The sequence below is a fragment of the Tenacibaculum profundi genome, from assembly GCF_052050075.1.
GTDB lineage: Bacteria > Bacteroidota > Bacteroidia > Flavobacteriales > Flavobacteriaceae > Polaribacter.
On sequence record NZ_CP197225.1, the window covers coordinates 2,750,585 to 2,773,700 of the forward strand.

General features: G+C 37.0%; 4 protein-coding genes. All 4 read left to right on the forward strand.

The annotated features are described in order from the left end of the window. The first annotated feature begins 122 nt into the window (after positions 1-122). The gene (locus ACSIGE_RS11220; protein WP_440879961.1) at positions 123-16,100 is read left to right on the forward strand and encodes a gliding motility-associated C-terminal domain-containing protein; all 15,978 of its coding nucleotides are present in this window, start codon (positions 123-125) and stop codon (positions 16,098-16,100) included. A gap of 346 nt (positions 16,101-16,446) precedes the next feature. Then, the gene (locus ACSIGE_RS11225) at positions 16,447-17,370 is read left to right on the forward strand and encodes a PorP/SprF family type IX secretion system membrane protein (protein WP_440879962.1); all 924 of its coding nucleotides are present in this window, start codon (positions 16,447-16,449) and stop codon (positions 17,368-17,370) included. Positions 17,371-17,401: 31 nt separating this feature from the next. Beyond that, the gene (locus ACSIGE_RS11230; protein WP_440879963.1) at positions 17,402-19,321 is read left to right on the forward strand and encodes an OmpA family protein; all 1,920 of its coding nucleotides are present in this window, start codon (positions 17,402-17,404) and stop codon (positions 19,319-19,321) included. A gap of 384 nt (positions 19,322-19,705) precedes the next feature. Then, complete coding sequence (gene ileS, locus ACSIGE_RS11235) at positions 19,706-23,113, forward strand: isoleucine--tRNA ligase (protein ID WP_440879964.1); 3,408 nt, start codon at positions 19,706-19,708, stop codon at positions 23,111-23,113. Positions 23,114-23,116 lie beyond the last annotated feature (3 nt).

Here is a 23,116-nt window from a genome sequence, read left to right on the forward strand (position 1 = left end):
AGTTGTGGTATTCTTTTTTTGCACATGAGTGCACCGGTTTCATTATTACATAAGATTTTTTGGTTTTTGTGCTTAACAAAAACTTTGATGTATAGTTAAAAAATAATTTTTACCCCTTGATTATGAAGAAAAAATACTTTTCGTGTCTGAAAATAAATAGTTTAAGTACAGTGCTGTTTATTTTTATTCTATTAATAAAATCAGGAGAGATTTGTTTTAGTAATAAATCCAATGAAGTAAATTCATTCAGTTCTGGAGTTGACAAACTGACTAACAATATTCATAATTTACTTTTTATTGATGATGCTATTAAGGATAAGAATATTATAAAATCCTTCTTTGATGAAGAAGCTAATCTTTCAGAATGTTCCGAAAAAAATGATAAAAGATTTTTGATTTTTTCTCATGGAGAACCAGGAAGACTTTTGATTGATGGTAAATGGCTTGATAAAAAAGGAATTCTTAATTGGTTTCAAAACTTAGATATTGATATAGAAAGTATCGAGTCGATTAGTATTTATGGTTGTAATTTTGGCTCGGGTGAAAAGGGGAATAATGCAGTCAAATTTTTAAAAGAAAATTTAAATATACATATAGCTGCATCTTCCAATATTACTGGTATTGATGGAGATTGGAATTTAGAAATAGGAGGAAATAAAGTCAAGCAATTTAATATAAAGTCATATAATCATAATCTCCAAGATAAAGATGGTGATAGTATCTCAAATTTTCAAGATTCAGATGATGATAATGATGGTATTTTAGATGTTAATGAAGGACAGTGTAGTGTGCAGGCCCAAACTGGAGTTTGGACAATAGTTTCTTCTAATGTAGCAACTTATAATTTAGGAGGAGGTGTGGTTGTAAGGTTTACAAAAACTGTTACCAATGCTAGTTTATGGTCTTCAAATAACTTTAATAATCAGAACTTTTGGTCCGACCCATCATGGGCGGGGTCCCCTTCCTTAAGTGGAGTCTTTGATTTTGGAAATTCATTAATTGTTGGTTTTGAAGATATTAATGGGGTGCCCGTTGAGGTTACCAATCCTATATTGCACATGGATAGGATTGGAGGTAGAAATGGTGATAACACACAAAATTCTGCATTAGTTACACTTAGTGGGACTACTGTAGATGGAAATCCGCTGACATGGAATGAACTAGCTGGGACTAGTGATTTTGGCACTACTAACACAACTGCTAGAGACTCAGGAGCAGGTACAGGGGGTGTGAACCATGTTGCTGAAAGTACATTAGATGACCCTAGTGGGACGGCAGCAGGGTCAGTACAAATTAATGGTACCCTTTCTACCTTTACACTATCTTTTCCAATGGATCCAGCAGGTCCAGGATCAGGAACTCAAGATGGTATAGAATTTGCGGTAACTGCTTGTACCGGAGTAGATACAGATTTAGATGGTATACCGGATCATCAAGATGTAGATAGTGATAATGATGGATGTTATGATGCATTAGAGGCAGGGCAAGGAGTTTTTAACATCGGACAATTAGTAAATGGGTCTTTTCCAGTTGGAAGTGTCAATGCAAATGGAGTGCCAACTGCAGTTAATGGTGGTTCAGGACAAGCTACAATACCTGCTGTGACGAGCCCTTTAGATAGTTCTGCGTGTTGTGATTCTACAGTTTCTAGCGCAGTTGATTTTGATGGAGATAATGTGGCTGACGTCTGTGATTTAGATGATGATAATGATGGAATTCTTGATGACGAGGAATGTGCTTTTGTAAGACTAAAACCAGCAGATATATCCAGTAATCCTCCAACATCAAACCAAACTGGTTATAATGTCGTCAATGAAGATGTTAGTGGTGTTTTTAATTTACCGTTAGGTAGCCTTTTTGTAACAATAACCAATGCTTCAGTAAACTCATCTGCGGGAGCATGGAAAGCCAATGATGCTACAGGGAATGCTACTTTTACTTTCTCAGGTCCTTATGCAAGTTTGGCATATATGAAAGTAGCACATGCAGGTGCTTTGGCTCAAGGGAGTCAAGATGGATTTATAGCGACTAATGGAGAAAGATTTAAATTTACATCGACTAGTTTAGTCGGTGATTTTGTGCTTAAAAGCCAAGGAAATACATTTGTTGCTGAAAACCCTACAGGAGGATCGGAAACAAGTAACGGTCAACCTTTTGAGTGGACTTCAGAAAACCCAGGCGTTCAGAGTGTTGAGGTGTTTTCTAACGGAGGAAATGGAAATAATCAGTATTTTATAGAGCTAAGGCTATGTGATACAGATAGAGATGGAATTCTTGATCATTTAGATGTAGATAGTGATGGTGATGGATGTTATGATATTTTAGAAACCTCAGGAGGGTTTGTCCATACTGCCGTGCCTTCAGGATCTTTTCCTAGCAATAATGTAAATTCAAATGGAGTTCCTAATACTGTTAACGGAGGAGCAGGGCAAGCTACAGAAGCGGCAGTTACAGATGCTGACCCTAATTCAGCTTGTTGTGATCCATTAGTTTCTGGTTTTGATGATGCAGACGGTGATGGTGTTGCAAATTCATGTGATTTAGATAATGATAATGACGGTATATTAGATGTTTCCGAAGCTTATTGTGATCAACCAGAAGTTGCAAATTCGGAATCAGGATTAGGTGTTAATCAAGATAAATTTTATATTTTTAACTGGGATGGGGCAGACTTTATAAACGGAATTCAAGATGGGGATTCACAAACTTTTAATCTCTCTAATGGCGTTACAGTAGTTGCTACTATATCAAATGCAGTAGGTGACACTTCTTCTTTCGTGTCTCAAGATTTAAGTACTTTTCCAGCAGCTAAGTTTCAAAATTTATATGATACACCTGGAACTAATGAAGCATTTTATTCAAGTGTTAATGGTGCAGACGTTTCATTTACAATAACATTTACAGCAACTATATCAGGAAATCCATATCCTCTTGAATTATTGGTTTTTGACGCAGAAGAGACCGCGGCAGGAGCTCAGGAAAATACTATTTTTATTACAAATGGAGAGGTTTGGCGTTTTGTTGAGTCAGGAGGAGGAGGAACCGGTGGTTTTAGTGGTGAGGGAACGAAAACTTTAATTGTTAATGAGACCCAAACAGGAACCTCTATTTATGCTTCTAAGAATACAACGGAAATTAATGTGAATATAAACCAAGGAGGCCTTCAAGCTGTTGCTTTTGGTTTCAGGTTGTTGTGTGACTCAGATAATGATGGAATATTTAATTATTTAGATACCGATAGTGATAATGATGGTTGTTTTGATGCTTTAGAGGCTGCCGGAACTTTTACTATTGCTAATGCCCCATCTGGTGTTTTTGCTTCGGTTAATTTAACGACAGGAATACCCAACGATGTTGATCAATCTGTAGGGCAAGCTACTAATTCTGCTGTAACAGATGTCAATGATAGTACTACATGTTGTGATGTCAATGTTTCTGGTTTTACAGATATTGACAATGATGGTATCGTAGATCAATGTGATGACGATAGTGATAATGATGGAATTTTAGACTCAGATGAATGTCAAACAACTCCAGCGAGTTTTGTTTTTGACTCACAGGCAGGAGGTACGTTCAGCCTACCAAACTCAAATGGAGTGGCTAATTGGACGATGACGCAAACAGGTGGTGTTGTTGCGTCCTCTGGCACAACAGATAATGATGAACTATATTACGTTTATAACGGGAATAGTCCTGATTGGGATTTATCAGCGACATTCGAGATAAATAGTTTACCGGTCGGGTCAGACCTGCAATTAAAACTTTTTGGATTTGTAGATAAGACCACTTCTGATTTTTCTGCAGATTTTGGTTCTAAGTTTAATACTTATACTATATCGTGGGTTGGTGGAGATGGCAATGCAAAAGTATTTGATCCAGCAGGAAACCAAATAGTGAATAGTACTGGAGGAGAATTAGCCATTAATAACGGTGGGAGTTTTACCCAGACAGTATCTACTGATAGAGGAAATGGAGCATGGAATAACAATAATTTACAATGGTACGTTGTCTTTCCTACAGGAGCAACACAGTTTACGATTGAAGCTGTTGGTGGTGCCAATATGGAAGGTTTTAGATTTTCTGTAGATGAAAAATTCTGTCCAGATACCGATGGTGATGGTACGCCAAATTATAGAGATTTGGATAGTGATAATGATGGTATTTATGATGTTATTGAAAGTGGTGTCGGATCAAGAGACACCGATGGAGATGGAGATATCGATATTAGTGATGGATTGTTTGTGGATGCTAATAATAACGGAGTTGATGATGTGGCAGAGAGTACCGATCCAACGGATAGTGATGGAGATGATGTTCCAGATAGTTTAGAGATAGACTCAGATGGTGATGGATGTAATGATGCTGTAGAGGCAGGTTATACCGATACAGCACCTGCTGATGGAATTGTTGATGGATCAGGTTTCGATTTAACAAATGGTACTGTTACAGGTAGTGATGGTTATACAACACCTGCAGATAGTGATGCTAACAGTACTTCAGACTACCAAGAAGTGGGTCCAGATACAGATAGTAATGGAACGATGGATTGGTGTCAGGATAGTGATAACGATGGAGTAGTTGATGCAGAAGATTTAGATGACGATAATGACGGTATTTCTGATATAGAAGAAGGGACAGCTGATAGTGATGGCGATGGCATTTTAGATTATTTAGATTTAGACAGTGATAATGATGGTATTTTCGATATTGTTGAAGGAGGGAATGGAGCTGCTGATACTAATAATGATGGAATGTCTGATGGAGTTGATGCAGACAATGATGGTATGGATGATGCTCTAGAGGGTACAACACCAATAGATTCAGATGGAGATGGGATACTTGATAGTCAGGAGATAGATTCAGATGGTGATGGATGTAACGATGCTGTAGAAGCAGGTTATACCGATACAGCACCTGCTGATGGAATTGTTGATGGATCAGGAATTGATTTAACAAATGGTACTGTTACAGGTAGTGATGGTTATACAACACCTGCAGATAGTGATGCCAACAGTACTTCAGATTTCCAAGAAGTAGGTCCAGATGTAGATGGTAATGGAACTATGGATTGGTGTCAGGATACAGATAATGATGGAATACCAAATTCTATTGATTTAGATGACGATAATGATGGTATTTCTGATGTAGAAGAAGGGACATCTGATAGTGATGGCGATGGCATTTTAAATTATTTAGATTTAGACAGTGATAATGATGGTATTTTCGATATTGTTGAAGGAGGGAATGGAGCTGCTGATACTAATAATGATGGAATGTCTGATGGAGTTGATGCAGACAATGATGGTATGGATGATGCTCTAGAGGGTACAACACCAATAGATTCAGAAGGCGATGGCATTTTAGATTATTTAGATTTAGATAGTGATAATGATGGTATTTTCGATATTGTTGAAGGAGGGAATGGAGCTGCTGATACTAATACTGATGGAATGTCTGATGGAGTTGATGCAGACAATGATGGTATGGATGATGCTCTAGAGGGTACAACACCAATAGATTCAGATGGAGATGGGATACTTGATAGTCAGGAGATAGATTCAGATGGTGATGGATGTAACGATGCTGTAGAAGCAGGTTATACCGATACAGCACCTGCTGATGGAATTGTTGATGGAACAGGAATTGATTTAACAAATGGTACTGTTACAGGTAGTGATGGTTATACAACACCTGCAGATAGTGATGCTAACAGTACTTCGGACTACCAAGAAGCGGGTCCAGATACAGATAGTAATGGAACGATGGATTGGTGTCAGGATAGTGATAACGATGGGGTAGTTGATGCAGAAGATTTAGATGACGATAATGATGGTATTTCTGATGTAGAAGAAGGGACATCTGATAGTGATGGCGATGGTATTTTAGATTATTTAGATTTAGACAGTGATAATGATGGTATTTTCGATATTGTTGAAGGAGGGAATGGAGCTGCTGATACTAATAATGATGGAATGTCTGATGGAGTTGATGCAGACAATGATGGTATGGATGATGCTCTAGAGGGTACAACACCAATAGATTCAGATGGAGATGGAATACTTGATAGTCAGGAGATAGACTCAGATGGTGATGGATGTAACGATGCTGTAGAAGCAGGTTATACCGATACAGCACCTGCTGATGGAATTGTTGATGGATCAGGTTTCGATTTAACAAATGGTACTGTTACAGGTAGTGATGGTTATACAACGCCAATTGATAGCGATGCTAACGGTACTTCAGATTTCCAAGAAGCGGGTCCAGATACAGATAGTAATGGAACGATGGATTGGTGTCAGGATAGTGATAACGATGGAGTAGTTGATGCAGAAGATTTAGATGATGATAATGACGGTATTTCTGATATAGAAGAAGGAACATCTGATAGTGATGGTGACGGTATTTTAGATTATTTAGATTTAGACAGTGATAATGATGGTATTTTCGATATTGTTGAAGGAGGGAATGGAGCTGCTGATACTAATAATGATGGAATGTCTGATGGAGTTGATGCAGACAATGATGGTATGGATGATGCTCTAGAGGGTACAACACCAATAGATTCAGATGGAGATGGAATACTTGATAGTCAGGAGATAGATTCAGATGGTGATGGATGTAACGATGCTGTAGAAGCAGGTTATACCGATACAGCACCTGCTGATGGAATTGTTGATGGAACAGGAATTGATTTAACAAATGGTACTGTTACAGGTAGTGATGGTTATACAACACCTGCAGATAGTGATGCTAACAGTACTTCAGACTACCAAGAAGCGGGTCCAGATACAGATAGTAATGGAACGATGGATTGGTGTCAGGATAGTGATAACGATGGGGTAGTTGATGCAGAAGATTTAGATGATGATAATGACGGTATTTCTGATATAGAAGAAGGGACAGCTGATAGTGATGGCGATGGCATTTTAGATTATTTAGATTTAGACAGTGATAATGATGGTATTTTCGATATTGTTGAAGGAGGGAATGGAGCTGCTGATACTAATAATGATGGAATGTCTGATGGAGTTGATGCAGACAATGATGGTATGGATGATGCTCTAGAGGGTACAACACCAATAGATTCAGATGGAGATGGGATACTTGATAGTCAGGAGATAGATTCAGATGGTGATGGATGTAACGATGCTGTAGAAGCAGGTTATACCGATACAGCACCTGCTGATGGAATTGTTGATGGATCAGGAATTGATTTAACAAATGGTACTGTTACAGGTAGTGATGGTTATACAACACCTGCAGATAGTGATGCCAACAGTACTTCAGATTTCCAAGAAGTGGGTCCAGATGTAGATGGTAATGGAACTATGGATTGGTGTCAGGATACAGATAATGATGGAATACCAAATTCTATTGATTTAGATGACGATAATGATGGTATTTCTGATGTAGAAGAAGGGACATCTGATAGTGATGGCGATGGTATTTTAGATTATTTAGATTTAGACAGTGATAATGATGGTATTTTCGATATTGTTGAAGGAGGGAATGGAGCTGCTGATACTAATAATGATGGAATGTCTGATGGAGTTGATGCAGACAATGATGGTATGGATGATGCTCTAGAGGGTACAACACCAATAGATTCAGATGGAGATGGGATACTTGATAGTCAGGAGATAGACTCAGATGGTGATGGATGTAACGATGCTGTAGAAGCAGGTTATACCGATACAGCACCTGCTGATGGAATTGTTGATGGATCAGGTTTCGATTTAACAAATGGTACTGTTACAGGTAGTGATGGTTATACAACGCCAATTGATAGCGATGCTAACGGTACTTCAGATTTCCAAGAAGTAGGTCCAGATACAGATAGTAATGGAACGATGGATTGGTGTCAGGATAGTGATAACGATGGAGTAGTTGATGCAGAAGATTTAGATGATGATAATGACGGTATTTCTGATATAGAAGAAGGGACAGCTGATAGTGATGGCGATGGTATTTTAGATTATTTAGATTTAGACAGTGATAATGATGGTATTTTCGATATTGTTGAAGGAGGGAATGGAGCTGCTGATACTAATAATGATGGAATGTCTGATGGAGTTGATGCAGACAATGATGGTATGGATGATGCTCTAGAGGGTACAACACCAATAGATTCAGATGGAGATGGAATGCTTGATAGTCAGGAGATAGATTCAGATGGTGATGGATGTAACGATGCTGTAGAAGCAGGTTATACCGATACAGCACCTGCTGATGGAATTGTTGATGGAACAGGAATTGATTTAACAAATGGTACTGTTACAGGTAGTGATGGTTATACAACACCTGCAGATAGCGATGCTAACGGTACTTCAGATTTCCAAGAAGTAGGTCCAGATACAGATAGTAATGGAACGATGGATTGGTGTCAGGATAGTGATAACGATGGAGTAGTTGATGCAGAAGATTTAGATGATGATAATGACGGTATTTCTGATATAGAAGAAGGAACATCTGATAGTGATGGTGACGGTATTTTAGATTATTTAGATTTAGACAGTGATAATGATGGTATTTTCGATATTGTTGAAGGAGGGAATGGAGCTGCTGATACTAATAATGATGGAATGTCTGATGGAGTTGATGCAGACAATGATGGTATGGATGATGCTCTAGAGGGTACAACACCAATAGATTCAGATGGAGATGGAATACTTGATAGTCAGGAGATAGATTCAGATGGTGATGGATGTAACGATGCTGTAGAAGCAGGTTATACCGATACAGCACCTGCTGATGGAATTGTTGATGGATCAGGAATTGATTTAACAAATGGTACTGTTACAGGTAGTGATGGTTATACAACACCTGCAGATAGTGATGCTAACAGTACTTCAGACTACCAAGAAGCGGGTCCAGATACAGATAGTAATGGAACGATGGATTGGTGTCAGGATAGTGATAACGATGGGGTAGTTGATGCAGAAGATTTAGATGATGATAATGACGGTATTTCTGATATAGAAGAAGGGACAGCTGATAGTGATGGCGATGGCATTTTAGATTATTTAGATTTAGACAGTGATAATGATGGTATTTTCGATATTGTTGAAGGAGGGAATGGAGCTGCTGATACTAATAATGATGGAATGTCTGATGGAGTTGATGCAGACAATGATGGTATGGATGATGCTCTAGAGGGTACAACACCAATAGATTCAGATGGAGATGGAATACTTGATAGTCAGGAGATAGATTCAGATGGTGATGGATGTAACGATGCTGTAGAGGCAGGTTATACCGATACAGCACCTGCTGATGGAATTGTTGATGGATCAGGAATTGATTTAACAAATGGTACTGTTACAGGTAGTGATGGTTATACAACACCTGCAGATAGTGATGCCAACAGTACTTCAGACTTCCAAGAAGTAGGTCCAGATGTAGATGGTAATGGAACTATGGATTGGTGTCAGGATACAGATAATGATGGAATACCAAATTCTATTGATTTAGATGACGATAATGATGGTATTTCTGATGCAGAAGAAGGGACATCTGATAGTGATGGCGATGGCATTTTAGATTATTTAGATTTAGATAGTGATAATGATGGTATTTTCGATATTGTTGAAGGTGGGAATGAAGTTGCTGATATAAACAATGATGGAATGTCTGATGGAGTTGATGCAGACAATGATGGTATGGATGATGCTCTAGAGGGTACAACACCAATAGATTCAGAAGGCGATGGCATTTTAGATTATTTAGATTTAGATAGTGATAATGATGGTATTTTCGATATTGTTGAAGGAGGGAATGGAGCTTCTGATACTAATACTGATGGAATGTCTGATGGAGTTGATGCAGACAATGATGGTATGGATGATGCTCTAGAGGGTACAACACCAATAGATTCAGATGGAGATGGATTGCTTGATACTCAGGAGATAGATTCAGATGACGATGGATGTAACGATGCTGTAGAGGCAGGTTATACCGATGCAGCACCTGCTGATGGAATTGTTGACGGATCAGGAATTGATTTAACAAATGGTACTGTTACAGGTAGTGATGGTTATACAACACCTGAAGATAGCGATGCTAACAGTATTTCAGACTACCAAGAAGTGGGTCCAGATACAGATAGTAATGGAACGATGGATTGGTGTCAGGATAGTGATAACGATGGGGTAGTTGATGCAGAAGATTTAGATGATGATAATGACGGTATTTCTGATATAGAAGAAGGGACGTCTGATAGTGATGGCGATGGCATTTTAGATTATTTAGATTTAGACAGTGATAATGATGGTATTTTCGATATTGTTGAAGGAGGGAATGGAGCTGCTGATACTAATAATGATGGAATGTCTGATGGAGTTGATGCAGACAATGATGGTATGGATGATGCTCTAGAGGGTACAACACCAATAGATTCAGATGGAGATGGAATACCTGATAGTCAGGAGATAGATTCAGATGACGATGGATGTAACGATGCTGTAGAGGCAGGTTATACCGATACAGCACCTGCTGATGGAATTGTTGATGGATCAGGAATTGATTTAACAAATGGTACTGTTACAGGTAGTGATGGTTATACAACACCTGCAGATAGTGATGCTAACAGTATTTCAGACTACCAAGAAGCGGGTCCAGATACAGATAGTAATGGAACGATGGATTGGTGTCAGGATAGTGATAACGATGGGGTAGTTGATGCAGAAGATTTAGATGATGATAATGACGGTATTTCTGATATAGAAGAAGGGACAGCTGATAGTGATGGCGATGGCATTTTAGATTATTTAGATTTAGATAGTGATAATGATGGTATTTTCGATATTGTTGAAGGAGGGAATGGAGCTTCTGATACTAATACTGATGGAATGTCTGATGGAGTTGATGCAGACAATGATGGTATGGATGATGCTCTAGAGGGTACAACACCAATAGATTCAGATGGAGATGGAATACCTGATAGTCAGGAGATAGATTCAGATGGTGATGGATGTAACGATGCTGTAGAAGCAGGTTATACCGATACAGCACCTGCTGATGGAATTGTTGATGGAACAGGAATTGATTTAACAAATGGTACTGTTACAGGTAGTGATGGTTATACAACACCTGCAGATAGTGATGCCAACAGTACTTCAGATTTCCAAGAAGTAGGTCCAGATGTAGATGGTAATGGAACTATGGATTGGTGTCAGGATACAGATAATGATGGAATACCAAATTCTATTGATTTAGATGACGATAATGATGGTATTTCTGATGTAGAAGAAGGGACAGCTGATAGTGATGGCGATGGTATTTTAGATTATTTAGATTTAGACAGTGATAATGATGGTATTTTCGATATTGTTGAAGGAGGGAATGGAGCTTCTGATACTAATACTGATGGAATGTCTGATGGAGTTGATGCAGACAATGATGGTATGGATGATGCTCTAGAGGGTACAACACCAATAGATTCAGATGGAGATGGAATACTTGATAGTCAGGAGATAGACTCAGATGGTGATGGATGTAACGATGCTGTAGAAGCAGGTTATACCGATACAGCACCTGCTGATGGAATTGTTGATGGATCAGGTTTCGATTTAACAAATGGTACTGTTACAGGTAGTGATGGTTATACAACGCCAATTGATAGCGATGCTAACGGTACTTCAGATTTCCAAGAAGTGGGTCCAGATACAGATAGTAATGGAACGATGGATTGGTGTCAGGATAGTGATAACGATGGGGTAGTTGATGCAGAAGATTTAGATGACGATAATGATGGTATTTCTGATGTAGAAGAAGGGACATCTGATAGTGATGGCGATGGTATTTTAGATTATTTAGATTTAGACAGTGATAATGATGGTATTTTCGATATTGTTGAAGGAGGGAATGGAGCTGCTGATACTAATAATGATGGAATGTCTGATGGAGTTGATGCAGACAATGATGGTATGGATGATGCTCTAGAGGGTACAACACCAATAGATTCAGATGGAGATGGAATACTTGATAGTCAGGAGATAGACTCAGATGGTGATGGATGTAACGATGCTGTAGAAGCAGGTTATACCGATACAGCACCTGCTGATGGAATTGTTGATGGATCAGGTTTCGATTTAACAAATGGTACTGTTACAGGTAGTGATGGTTATACAACGCCAATTGATAGCGATGCTAACGGTACTTCAGATTTCCAAGAAGTAGGTCCAGATACAGATAGTAATGGAACGATGGATTGGTGTCAGGATAATGATAATGATGGAGTAGTTGATGCAGAAGATTTAGATGATGATAATGATGGTATTTCTGATGTAGAAGAAGGTACATCTGATAGTGATGGCGATGGCATTTTAGATTATTTAGATTTAGATAGTGATAATGATGGTATTTTCGATATTGTTGAAGGAGGGAATGGAGCTGCTGATACTAATACTGATGGAATGTCTGATGGAGTTGATGCAGACAATGATGGTATGGATGATGCTCTAGAGGGTACAACACCAATAGATTCAGATGGAGATGGGATACTTGATAGTCAGGAGATAGATTCAGATGGTGATGGATGTAACGATGCTGTAGAAGCAGGTTATACCGATACAGCACCTGCTGATGGAATTGTTGATGGAACAGGAATTGATTTAACAAATGGTACTGTTACAGGTAGTGATGGTTATACAACACCTGCAGATAGTGATGCTAACAGTACTTCAGACTACCAAGAAGCGGGTCCAGATACAGATAGTAATGGAACGATGGATTGGTGTCAGGATAGTGATAACGATGGGGTAGTTGATGCAGAAGATTTAGATGATGATAATGACGGTATTTCTGATATAGAAGAAGGGACAGCTGATAGTGATGGCGATGGCATTTTAGATTATTTAGATTTAGACAGTGATAATGATGGTATTTTCGATATTGTTGAAGGAGGGAATGGAGCTGCTGATACTAATAATGATGGAATGTCTGATGGAGTTGATGCAGACAATGATGGTATGGATGATGCTCTAGAGGGTACAACACCAATAGATTCAGATGGAGATGGAATACCTGATAGTCAGGAGATAGACTCAGATGGTGATGGTTGTAACGATGCTGTGGAGGCGGGTTATACCGATACGACACCCGCAGATGGTGAGGTTGATGGGACAGGAATTGATCTAACTAATGGAACGGTTACAGGTAGTGATGGTTATACAACGCCAATTGATAGTGATGCTAACGGCACTTCAGATTTCCAAGAAGTAGGTCCAGATGCAGATAGTAATGGAACTTCTGATTGGTGTCAGGATACAGATAATGATGGAATACCAAATTCTATTGATGTTGATGACGATAATGATGGCATACCTGATGTAGTTGAAGGTATAGATGATACTGATGGGGATAATATTCCAGATTTCCTTGATTTGGATAGCGATAATGATGGTATTTTAGATGTAGATGAAGGAGGGAATGGTGATCAAGACACTAATGAAGATGGTGTTATTGATTCGAATGATACAGGTTATACCGATAATGATAATGATGGACAGGCTGATAATTCAGTGGATGTAGATGAAGAGCCTGATACGGATAATGATAGTATACCTGACTATAAAGATTTGGATAGTGATAATGACGGCATTAATGACGTTATTGAAAATGGAAACGGTACTTCTGATACGAATAACGATGGTGTAATCGATTCGAATGATACAGGAGGAGCTGATACCGATGGCGATGGTATTTCGGATAGTGTAGATGGTAATTTGGACCCTAATAACATAGGTGAAGGTCCAGGAGGTGAGGGAGATACTGTTGACTCAGATGGAGATACTGTACCAAATTATCAAGATCTAGACAGCGATGACGATGGCGTAAATGACATTACTGAAGGTGGTAATGAGGATGAAGATGGAAACGGTATGGTTGATGGTCCTGATACTGATGGTGACGGAATAAAAGACGAAGTTGATGAAGATGATTCTAATTTTGGAGATTCAGGAAATACAGATGTTAATGATTCAGATCCTACTGATCCTGACAGTGGAGGAGATGGTACCGTTCCGGACAGTGGTACGGATGCCGATGGTGACGGAATTGCGGATAGTGTAGATGGGGATGACACTGTATTTGGTGATGCAACTGATACAGATGGAGATGGAATTCCAGATGTAGCAGATTTAGATGATGACAACGATGGTATCCCTGATGTGGAAGAAGGTACAGAAGATTTAGATAATGATGGTATCCCTAATAGTTTAGATTTAGATAGTGATAATGATGGTATCCTTGATGTAGATGAAGGAGGAAATGGCGATCAAGATACTAATGGAGATGGTGTTATTGATTCTAATGATACAGGCTACACTGATAATAATAATGATGGACAAGCTGATAATTCAGTGGATGCAGATGAAGAACCTGACACAGATAACGATGGAGTACCGGATTACAAAGATTTAGATAGTGATAATGATGGTATCAATGATGTGATTGAGAATGGAAATGGAAGTCAGGATACTAATAATGATGGCGTAATCGATTCGAGTGATACAGGAGGAGCTGATACCGATGGTGATGGGATTTCTGATAGTATAGATGCTGATGTAAATCCAAACGATTTTGGCGAAGGTTCAGGAGGTGAAGGTGATACTGTTGATTCAGATGGTGATGGTGTACCAGATTATCAAGATCTAGATAGTGATGATGATGGAGTGAATGATATTACTGAAGGAGGTAATGAAGATGAAGATGGAAATGGTATGGTTGATGGCCCAGATACTGATGGTGATGGTATAAAAGATGAAGTTGATGAAGATGATTCTAATTTTGGAGATAACGGTAATACGGATGAAAATGATACTGACCCAACAGATCCTAATAGCGGAGGAGACGGTACTGTAACAGATAGTGGGACAGATTCAGATGGTGATGGAATACCTGATTCAGTAGATGGCTTAGATGGCTTTGGCGATTCATCAGACACCGACGGAGATGGCGTACCAGATAGTCTCGATTTAGATGATGACAACGATGGTATTCCAGATGCAGAGGAAGGTGAGGGCGATTTAGATGGTGATGGAATTCCAAATAATTTAGATTTAGATAGTGATAATGATGGTGTCCTAGATGTAGATGAGGGTGGAAATGGTGATCAAGATACTAACGGAGATGGAGTTATCGATTCGAATGATGATGGATATAAAGATGATAATAACGATGGACAAGCAGATGATTCGGTAGATGAAAACGAGGAACCAGATACTGATGGTGATGGTGTTCCAGATTATAAAGATTTAGATAGTGACAATGATGGTATCAACGATGTTATTGAAAATGGTAATAAAGACGCAGATACTAATAATGATGGAGTTATAGATAGTAATGATACTGGTGGTTCAGATGTCGATGAAGATGGTATATCAGATAGCGTAGATTCAGATCCAGATAATCATGGAGAAGGTTCAGGAGGTGAAGGTGATACTGTTGATTCAGATAGTGACGGCGTTCCAGACTATAAAGATCTAGATAGTGATGATGATGGAGTTAACGACGTTAACGAAGGTGGAAATGAAGATAAAAATGGAGATGGAATGGTTGATGGCCCTGATAATGATGGAGATGGCATAGTTGACGATGCCGATGGAGATGGAATAAGTGATGAAGCAGATCAAGATGATGCCAACTTTGGAGATGGAGATAACACAGATGAGAATGATACCGATCCAACTGATCCTAATAGTGGTGGTTCAGGGGTAATGCCAGATAGTGGAACAGATGCTGATGGTGACGGTATCTCTGATAGTGCAGATTTAAATGATGAAGTCTTTGGAGATGCAGTTGGTTTAGATAGTTGTGTAGTTGTTTACAATGAATTTACACCGAATAATGATGGTTTAAATGATACACTTATCATCAATTGTTTGGAAAATTATCCTAATAACAGATTAGAAATATTCAATAGGTGGGGTAACACGGTATATAGTAAAAGTCAATACGATAATTCTTGGAAAGGAGAGTCTAATGGACGTGTAAATGTTCAGGTTGATGAAGGACTCCCCTCTGGTACCTATTACTATGTGTTAGACCTAGGAAATGGAGAAAAACCAAAAGTTGGCTGGATTTATATTAATAGAAAATAACCAATTCAGAATTAAGGTTGCTGTATCCTTTAAAAAGCAGCTAAAATTTAAGACTTAAGTGTATTTGTTAGTACATGATTTCAAATACACTTAGTCTCTAAAAATTTAAGATAAGATGTATAGTGATGGTTTATGATAGTATTCTTTTGAACGAATAACAAGGTTATTTGATCTAAGGATACGGCTCTAAAATCGATCTACAATAAGAAAATACTTAGTAAGAACTACCTTAGTTTAAGTAAATCGGGCTTTTAAGAACATTTATTGAGAAGAATAGACTGAAGATAACTGATCTAGGTAAGGATATTCAAGATAATTAAGATAAGAAGATCAAAAGTATAAAAAGATGAATAAGATAGTACAGAACCTTATAATACTGGGGCTTTTAGTTGCTGGTGTTAAACTTTACGGGCAACAAGACCCACATTACACACAGTATATGTTTAATACAATGAGTGTAAATCCTGCTTACGCGGGTTCTAAAGGGCATGGTGTTATTAATTTACTAGGAAGAGCTCAATGGATCGGTATTGATGGAGCTCCTCAAACTTTCACTTTAAGTTATGATACACCATTGGGGTTTAGCGGAGTTGGTTTGGGTATAAACTTAGCCAATGATGTTATAGGACCTTCTCGTGAAACTTACATAGATGCGAATGTATCTTATACTGTAAGAACTTCTGACGTGGGTAATTTATCTTTTGGTTTAAAACTAGGAGGAAGATTGTTCAATATAGACTGGACCAAGGGAATCTATAGAGATAGGGGAGATGAACAGTTGGAAGCTCCTATTAATAGATTTTTACCGACGATAGGTGCAGGTATTTATTATTATACGAATAAATGGTATGTAGGTCTGGCTGTTCCTAATATTTTAAGAACAGACCATTACGATGACACTTTAGCTGGTGGGAGTGTTGCTGTAGAGCGTATGCATTACTTTTTTATAGCAGGGTATGTTTTCGATTTAAGTGAAAGTGTAAAGTTTAAGCCTGCTGTACTAACCAAAGTCGTCAGTGGGGCGCCACTTTCATTAGATGTATCTGCTAACTTTTTATTTAATGAGAAGTTTCGAGCAGGTCTGGCATGGCGCTGGGATGATTCGATCAGTGCACTGTTAGGATTTCAAATTACTAGACCATTGCATATAGGCTATGCTTACGATTTAACAACATCGAATTATAGTAATTATAATTCAGGTACTCATGAAGTTTTGCTTCGCTATGAGTTATTTAGGCCACAAACGGTAAAGTCACCAAGATTTTTTTAATATAATATAAGGATTACAAAAACAGGAGAGTATGAAACGGATTATTGTTATACTATTATTAAGTATATGTTTTAGTGGTTATGGTCAACGACGTTACGCGGCTGACCGTTACTTTCAAGAGTATGCTTACACTAAATCAGCGGAGTTATATCAACAACTTTATGATAAAGGAGATCGTTCTTATGAGGTTATCAGCAGGCTGGCGGATTCTTATTATTTTATTTCGTCATTTGGTGAGGCTGAAAAGTCATATAGTGATTTAATTGATAATTTTGAAGAAAAAGCTTTACCAGAACATTTGTTTCGTTATTCACAGGTACTGAAGAGTAACGGAAAGACATCAGATTCAGATAAGTGGTTGCTAAAGTTAAAAAGTTTAAAAGCTGATGATAGCAGGGCTTTAGAGTTAGAGGCAAACAAAAAATATTTTTCAGATTATACTAATCGACCCAAAACATATATTAATATTCAAAATATTGCCGTTAACACAAGTTATTCGGATTTTGGAGGATTCGTTCATGATGGATATTTTTATTTTTCTTCGACTCAACCCGACTCAGAAAACAAGAAATTATATAAGTGGAATAATCAACCTTATTTGAATATTTACAGGTCTTTAGAACAGCCTTTACAAGATAAGGGTAACTTAGATGTTGGTTCTGCCGAGAAGGTAACTTCTTTAAGTAGTAAACTTCATGAATCCAATGCAATTCTTAACAAAGATGGGACGATAATATATTTTACAAGAGATAATACTTCAGGAGACAAGAGTAAGACAGCCAAATTGAAAATTTATAAAGGATACAAACAAAATGATGGAAGTTGGGGAGCGGTAGAAGAATTACCATTTAATAATGATAATTACTCAACAGGTCATCCTTCTTTAAGTTTGGATGAAAAGACACTTTATTTTGTTTCCGATATGCCAGGAGGGTTTGGAGAAACGGATTTATACAAAGTTTCGATTCTATCAGATGGAAGCTATGGTGATCCAGAAAATTTAGGCAGTAAAATTAATACAGAAGGAAGAGAGATGTTTCCTTATATAGGTTCTAATAATCGTTTATATTTTGCTTCAGATGGTCATTTAGGGTTGGGAGCTTTAGATAATTTTGAAAGTACCATTGAGGGATCAGATTATGGAGCCCCGATTAACATAGGTGCGCCAGTAAATGGCCCAATGGATGATTTTGGTTTTATATTAGATGAAGGTCGAAAAGCAGGATACTTTTCATCTAATAGAGAAGGGGGCAAAGGAGATGATGATATATATAGTTTTCGTATCTATCGATGTAAAGAGACAATTAATGGAGTTATAAGTGATGCAACTACAGGTTCACCTATTTCAGGCGCATCGGTTCGTTTAATCAATGGAAAAGGAGAACCAGTTTCAGAGCAAGTTACAGGTAGCAATGGAACCTATAATTTTACGGAGCTTGATTGTGAGCAAAAATTTACAGTAGTGGCTTCAAAATCAGATTATAAGCAAGGGCAAAAGGAACAGTCAACTCTTGATGAAGATAAGAAGTCACTGAATGTAAATATTTCTTTACAATCATTGATAGTTGAAGATCAAATAGTAATTAATCCTATTTATTTTGATTATGACCTATATACAATTCGAGCAGATGCAGAGTATGAATTAGAGCATATTATTAGCGTATTAAAAGCGCACCCGAACATGATCATCCGTATTGAATCGCACACTGATAGTCGTGGAACTAAGAATTACAATAAAACACTATCACAAAAAAGAGCTAATTCGACAAGAGATTATATCTTGTCAAGAGGGATAGCTCCTGAGCGAATAGAAAGCGCAATAGGGTACGGTGAGAGTCAGTTACTTAATGACTGTTTATCAGATTGTTCAGAAAAGCAACATGAAAAAAATAGAAGATCATATTTTTTTATAACAAATGCCCCAGATAACATAAAAGCAATAAATAAATAATAAGTATCCTAGCTAAGAAAATTGCAGTTAGAGGTTTTTAATCTCTAACTGTTTTTTGTTTTAAAAAACTTCATGGGTGCTACATAAATATATGGAAATAATGAATCCTATTATTTATTATAATATCGAGTTAGCTAACTCGATTTTTTTTGATATGTTAAAATATACCTTTTTATTCTTCAATAGAAAATTGACTTATTTTAACCATAATATTTTCCACTTTTCTTTATCTAATAATAATTTTTAAATTCTAGTCAAAACTGCTCTTTAAATGTGTTTTGGGTTAAAAATGAACACATTAAAAGGCTATGTTTTTTTAACTCACAATCTTAAGAATTACAAGAAAATACGTAATTTCGCACTTTCAACAAATACGATGACAAAATGAGTAAAAAGTTTACTGAATACAAAGGATTGGATTTGCCAAAAGTAGCTGAGGAAATATTAAACTACTGGGAAGAGAATAAAATCTTTGAAAAGAGTATTACTAGCCGTGAAGGAAACGAGCCATTTGTATTTTTTGAAGGTCCGCCCTCTGCTAATGGTTTACCTGGTATTCATCATGTAATGGCACGTGCTATTAAAGATATTTTTTGTCGATATAAAACCCAAAAAGGATATCAAGTTAAACGAAAAGCAGGATGGGATACACATGGTTTACCTGTTGAATTGGGAGTAGAAAAAGAGCTAGGTATTACCAAAGAAGATATAGGTACTAAAATTTCTGTTGAAGAATATAATATTGCTTGTAAAAAAGCAGTGATGCGATACACTGATATATGGAATGATTTGACCCAAAAAATGGGATACTGGGTGGATATGGATGAACCATACATTACTTATAAGTCTAAATATATGGAGTCTGTTTGGTGGCTTTTAAAGCAAATCTATGATAAAAATCTGCTTTATAAAGGATATACTATTCAACCATACTCACCCAAAGCAGGAACAGGTTTAAGCTCACACGAATTGAATCAGCCTGGAACTTATCAGGATGTTACTGATACTACAGTGGTAGCACAGTTCAAAGCGATTAAAGAAACATTACCAAACTTTTTGAAAGTTGATGGCGATGTTTACTTTTTAGCATGGACAACAACGCCTTGGACATTACCTAGTAACACCGCGTTAACTGTAGGACCTAAGATAGAATATGTTTTAGTAAAAACATTTAATCAATACACATTTGAGCCAATTCAAGTTGTATTGGCTAAAAACTTAGTAGGAAAGCAATTTACAGGTAAAAAGTTTATTCAGGTTGAAAATATAGAAGATATAGCAACTTATGAAGCTGGAGCGAAGCAGATTCCTTATTTTGTAGACAGAGAGTTTATAGGTAAAGACTTGGTTGGCATAAAATATGAACAACTATTGAATTATGTTTTACCAAACCAAAATCCAGAGAATGCTTTTAGGATTATTGCAGGAGATTTTGTGACAACTGAAGACGGAACAGGTATTGTTCATACAGCTCCAACTTTTGGAGCAGATGATGCTTTAGTGGCAAAACAGGCAACTCCAGAGGTTCCTCCTATGCTAATTTTAGATGAAAATGAAAATTTAGTTCCTCTCGTTAATTTGCAAGGTAAGTTTAGACCTGAATTAGGAGATTTAGCAAACAAATACGTGAAGAATGAGTACTATGCGGATGGAGAGGCACCAGAAAAGTCTGTAGATGTTGAAATCGCTATTAAATTGAAAACTGAGAATAAAGCTTTCAAGGTCGAAAAGTATGTACACAGTTATCCTAATTGCTGGCGTACAGATAAACCAATATTATATTATCCTTTAGACTCATGGTTTATAAAAGTAACCGATATTAAGGATAAAATGTTTAGCTTAAACGAAACAATCAATTGGAAGCCTAAATCAACAGGAGACGGACGTTTTGGAAATTGGTTAAAAAATGCCAACGATTGGAACTTATCTCGCTCTCGTTTTTGGGGTATTCCTTTACCGATATGGAGAACAGAAGACGGAACAGAACAAATTTGTATCGGATCTGTTGCTGAATTAAAAGAAGAGATAATAAAAGCAGTTGAGGCAGGCGTGATGTCAGAGGATATTTTTGCTGATTTTGAGGTAGGGAATATGTCTGAAGAAAACTATGAAAAAATTGACTTACATAAAAATGTTGTTGATAAAATTGTTTTAATTTCTTCTACAGGAAAAACAATGCGAAGAGAATCTGATTTGATAGATGTATGGTTTGACTCAGGATCAATGCCATATGCTCAATGGCATTATCCTTTTGAAAATAAACACTTAATAGATAATCAAGAAAGTTACCCTGCTAATTTTATTGCCGAAGGCGTTGACCAAACTCGAGGTTGGTTTTATACGCTTCATGCTATAGGTACGATGGTTTTTGACTCTGTAGCTTATAAAAATGTAGTATCTAATGGTCTAGTTTTAGATAAAAATGGACAGAAAATGTCAAAGCGTCTTGGAAATGCTGTTGACCCATTTAAAACCTTAAGTAAATATGGTCCTGATGCCACTCGCTGGTATATGATTTCAAATGCAAATCCATGGGATAATTTAAAGTTTGATATCGAAGGTATTGAAGAGGTTAAACGTAAGTTTTTCGGAACGTTATATAATACGTATTCCTTTTTTTCGTTATATGCAAATATTGATAATTTTACTTTTAGTGAAGCAGATATTCCAATTAAAGAAAGACCAGAAATTGATAGATGGATTTTATCAGAGTTAAATACATTAATTTTACAAGTAGATAAATTTTATGGAGATTATGAGCCTACAAGAGCTACAAGAGCAATTTCAGATTTTGTACAAGATCATTTAAGTAATTGGTATGTACGCCTTTGTAGAAGAAGATTTTGGAAGGGAGAGTATGCTCAAGATAAAGTTTCAGCTTATCAGACGTTATATACATGTATGCTTACGGTTTGTAAATTAGCGGCCCCAGTAGCACCGTTTTTTATGGATAGATTATATAAAGATTTGACAAATGCGACTAGTGTTGAAGATTCAGAAAGTGTTCATATCGCTAAATTCCCTGAGTTTAAAGAAAGTTTTGTCAATAAGGTCTTGGAGCGTAAAATGGAAAATGCACAAATTATTTCTTCATTAGTTCTTTCTTTAAGGGCTAAAGAAAAAATCAAAGTTCGTCAGCCATTACAAAAGATTATGATTCCTATATTAGATGAAACTCAGAGAGACGAAATTATAGAGGTGTCTGACATAATAAAATCAGAAGTTAATGTTAAAGAAATTGAACTGTTAGATGACGCTTCTGGTATTTTGGTAAAGCAAATTAAACCTAACTTTAAAGTTTTGGGGCCTAAATTTGGAAAAGATATGAAGCTTATAGCTACTAAAATTAGTGATTTTACGCAAGAAGATATAGCGATTTTAGAAAAAGAAGGAGAAGTTAATGTGGAAGTTAATGATAAAATGATTAATTTAGTTTCTGATGATGTTGAGATTTCATCAAAAGATATAGAAGGTTGGTTGGTCGCAAATTCAGAAGGTTTGACTGTTGCTTTAGACGTAACAATATCAGAAGATTTGCGAAAAGAAGGTGTTGCTAGAGAACTAATCAACCGCATTCAAAATGCTCGTAAAGATTCTGGCTTAGAAGTAACAGATAGAATAAGATTAACTTTCTTGACCTATGCGGACTTACAAGAATCAGTATTGGCAAATGAGAATTATATTAAAACAGAAACTTTAACCAACGAACTAGTTTTTGTAGATGCGTTGGAAGATGGCTTAGAAATAGAATTTGATGCTATCAAAAGTAAAATGTTAATTGAAAAAATATAACAT

Excerpts from the sequence above, each read along its gene's own strand:
- ACSIGE_RS11220 (WP_440879961.1), top strand. The coding sequence starts at position 123 with ATGAAGAAAAAATACTTTTCGTGTCTGAAAATAAATAGTTTAAGTACA.
- ACSIGE_RS11225 (WP_440879962.1), top strand. The coding sequence starts at position 16,447 with ATGAATAAGATAGTACAGAACCTTATAATACTGGGGCTTTTAGTTGCT.
- ACSIGE_RS11230 (WP_440879963.1), top strand. The coding sequence starts at position 17,402 with ATGAAACGGATTATTGTTATACTATTATTAAGTATATGTTTTAGTGGT.
- ileS (WP_440879964.1), top strand. The coding sequence starts at position 19,706 with ATGAGTAAAAAGTTTACTGAATACAAAGGATTGGATTTGCCAAAAGTA.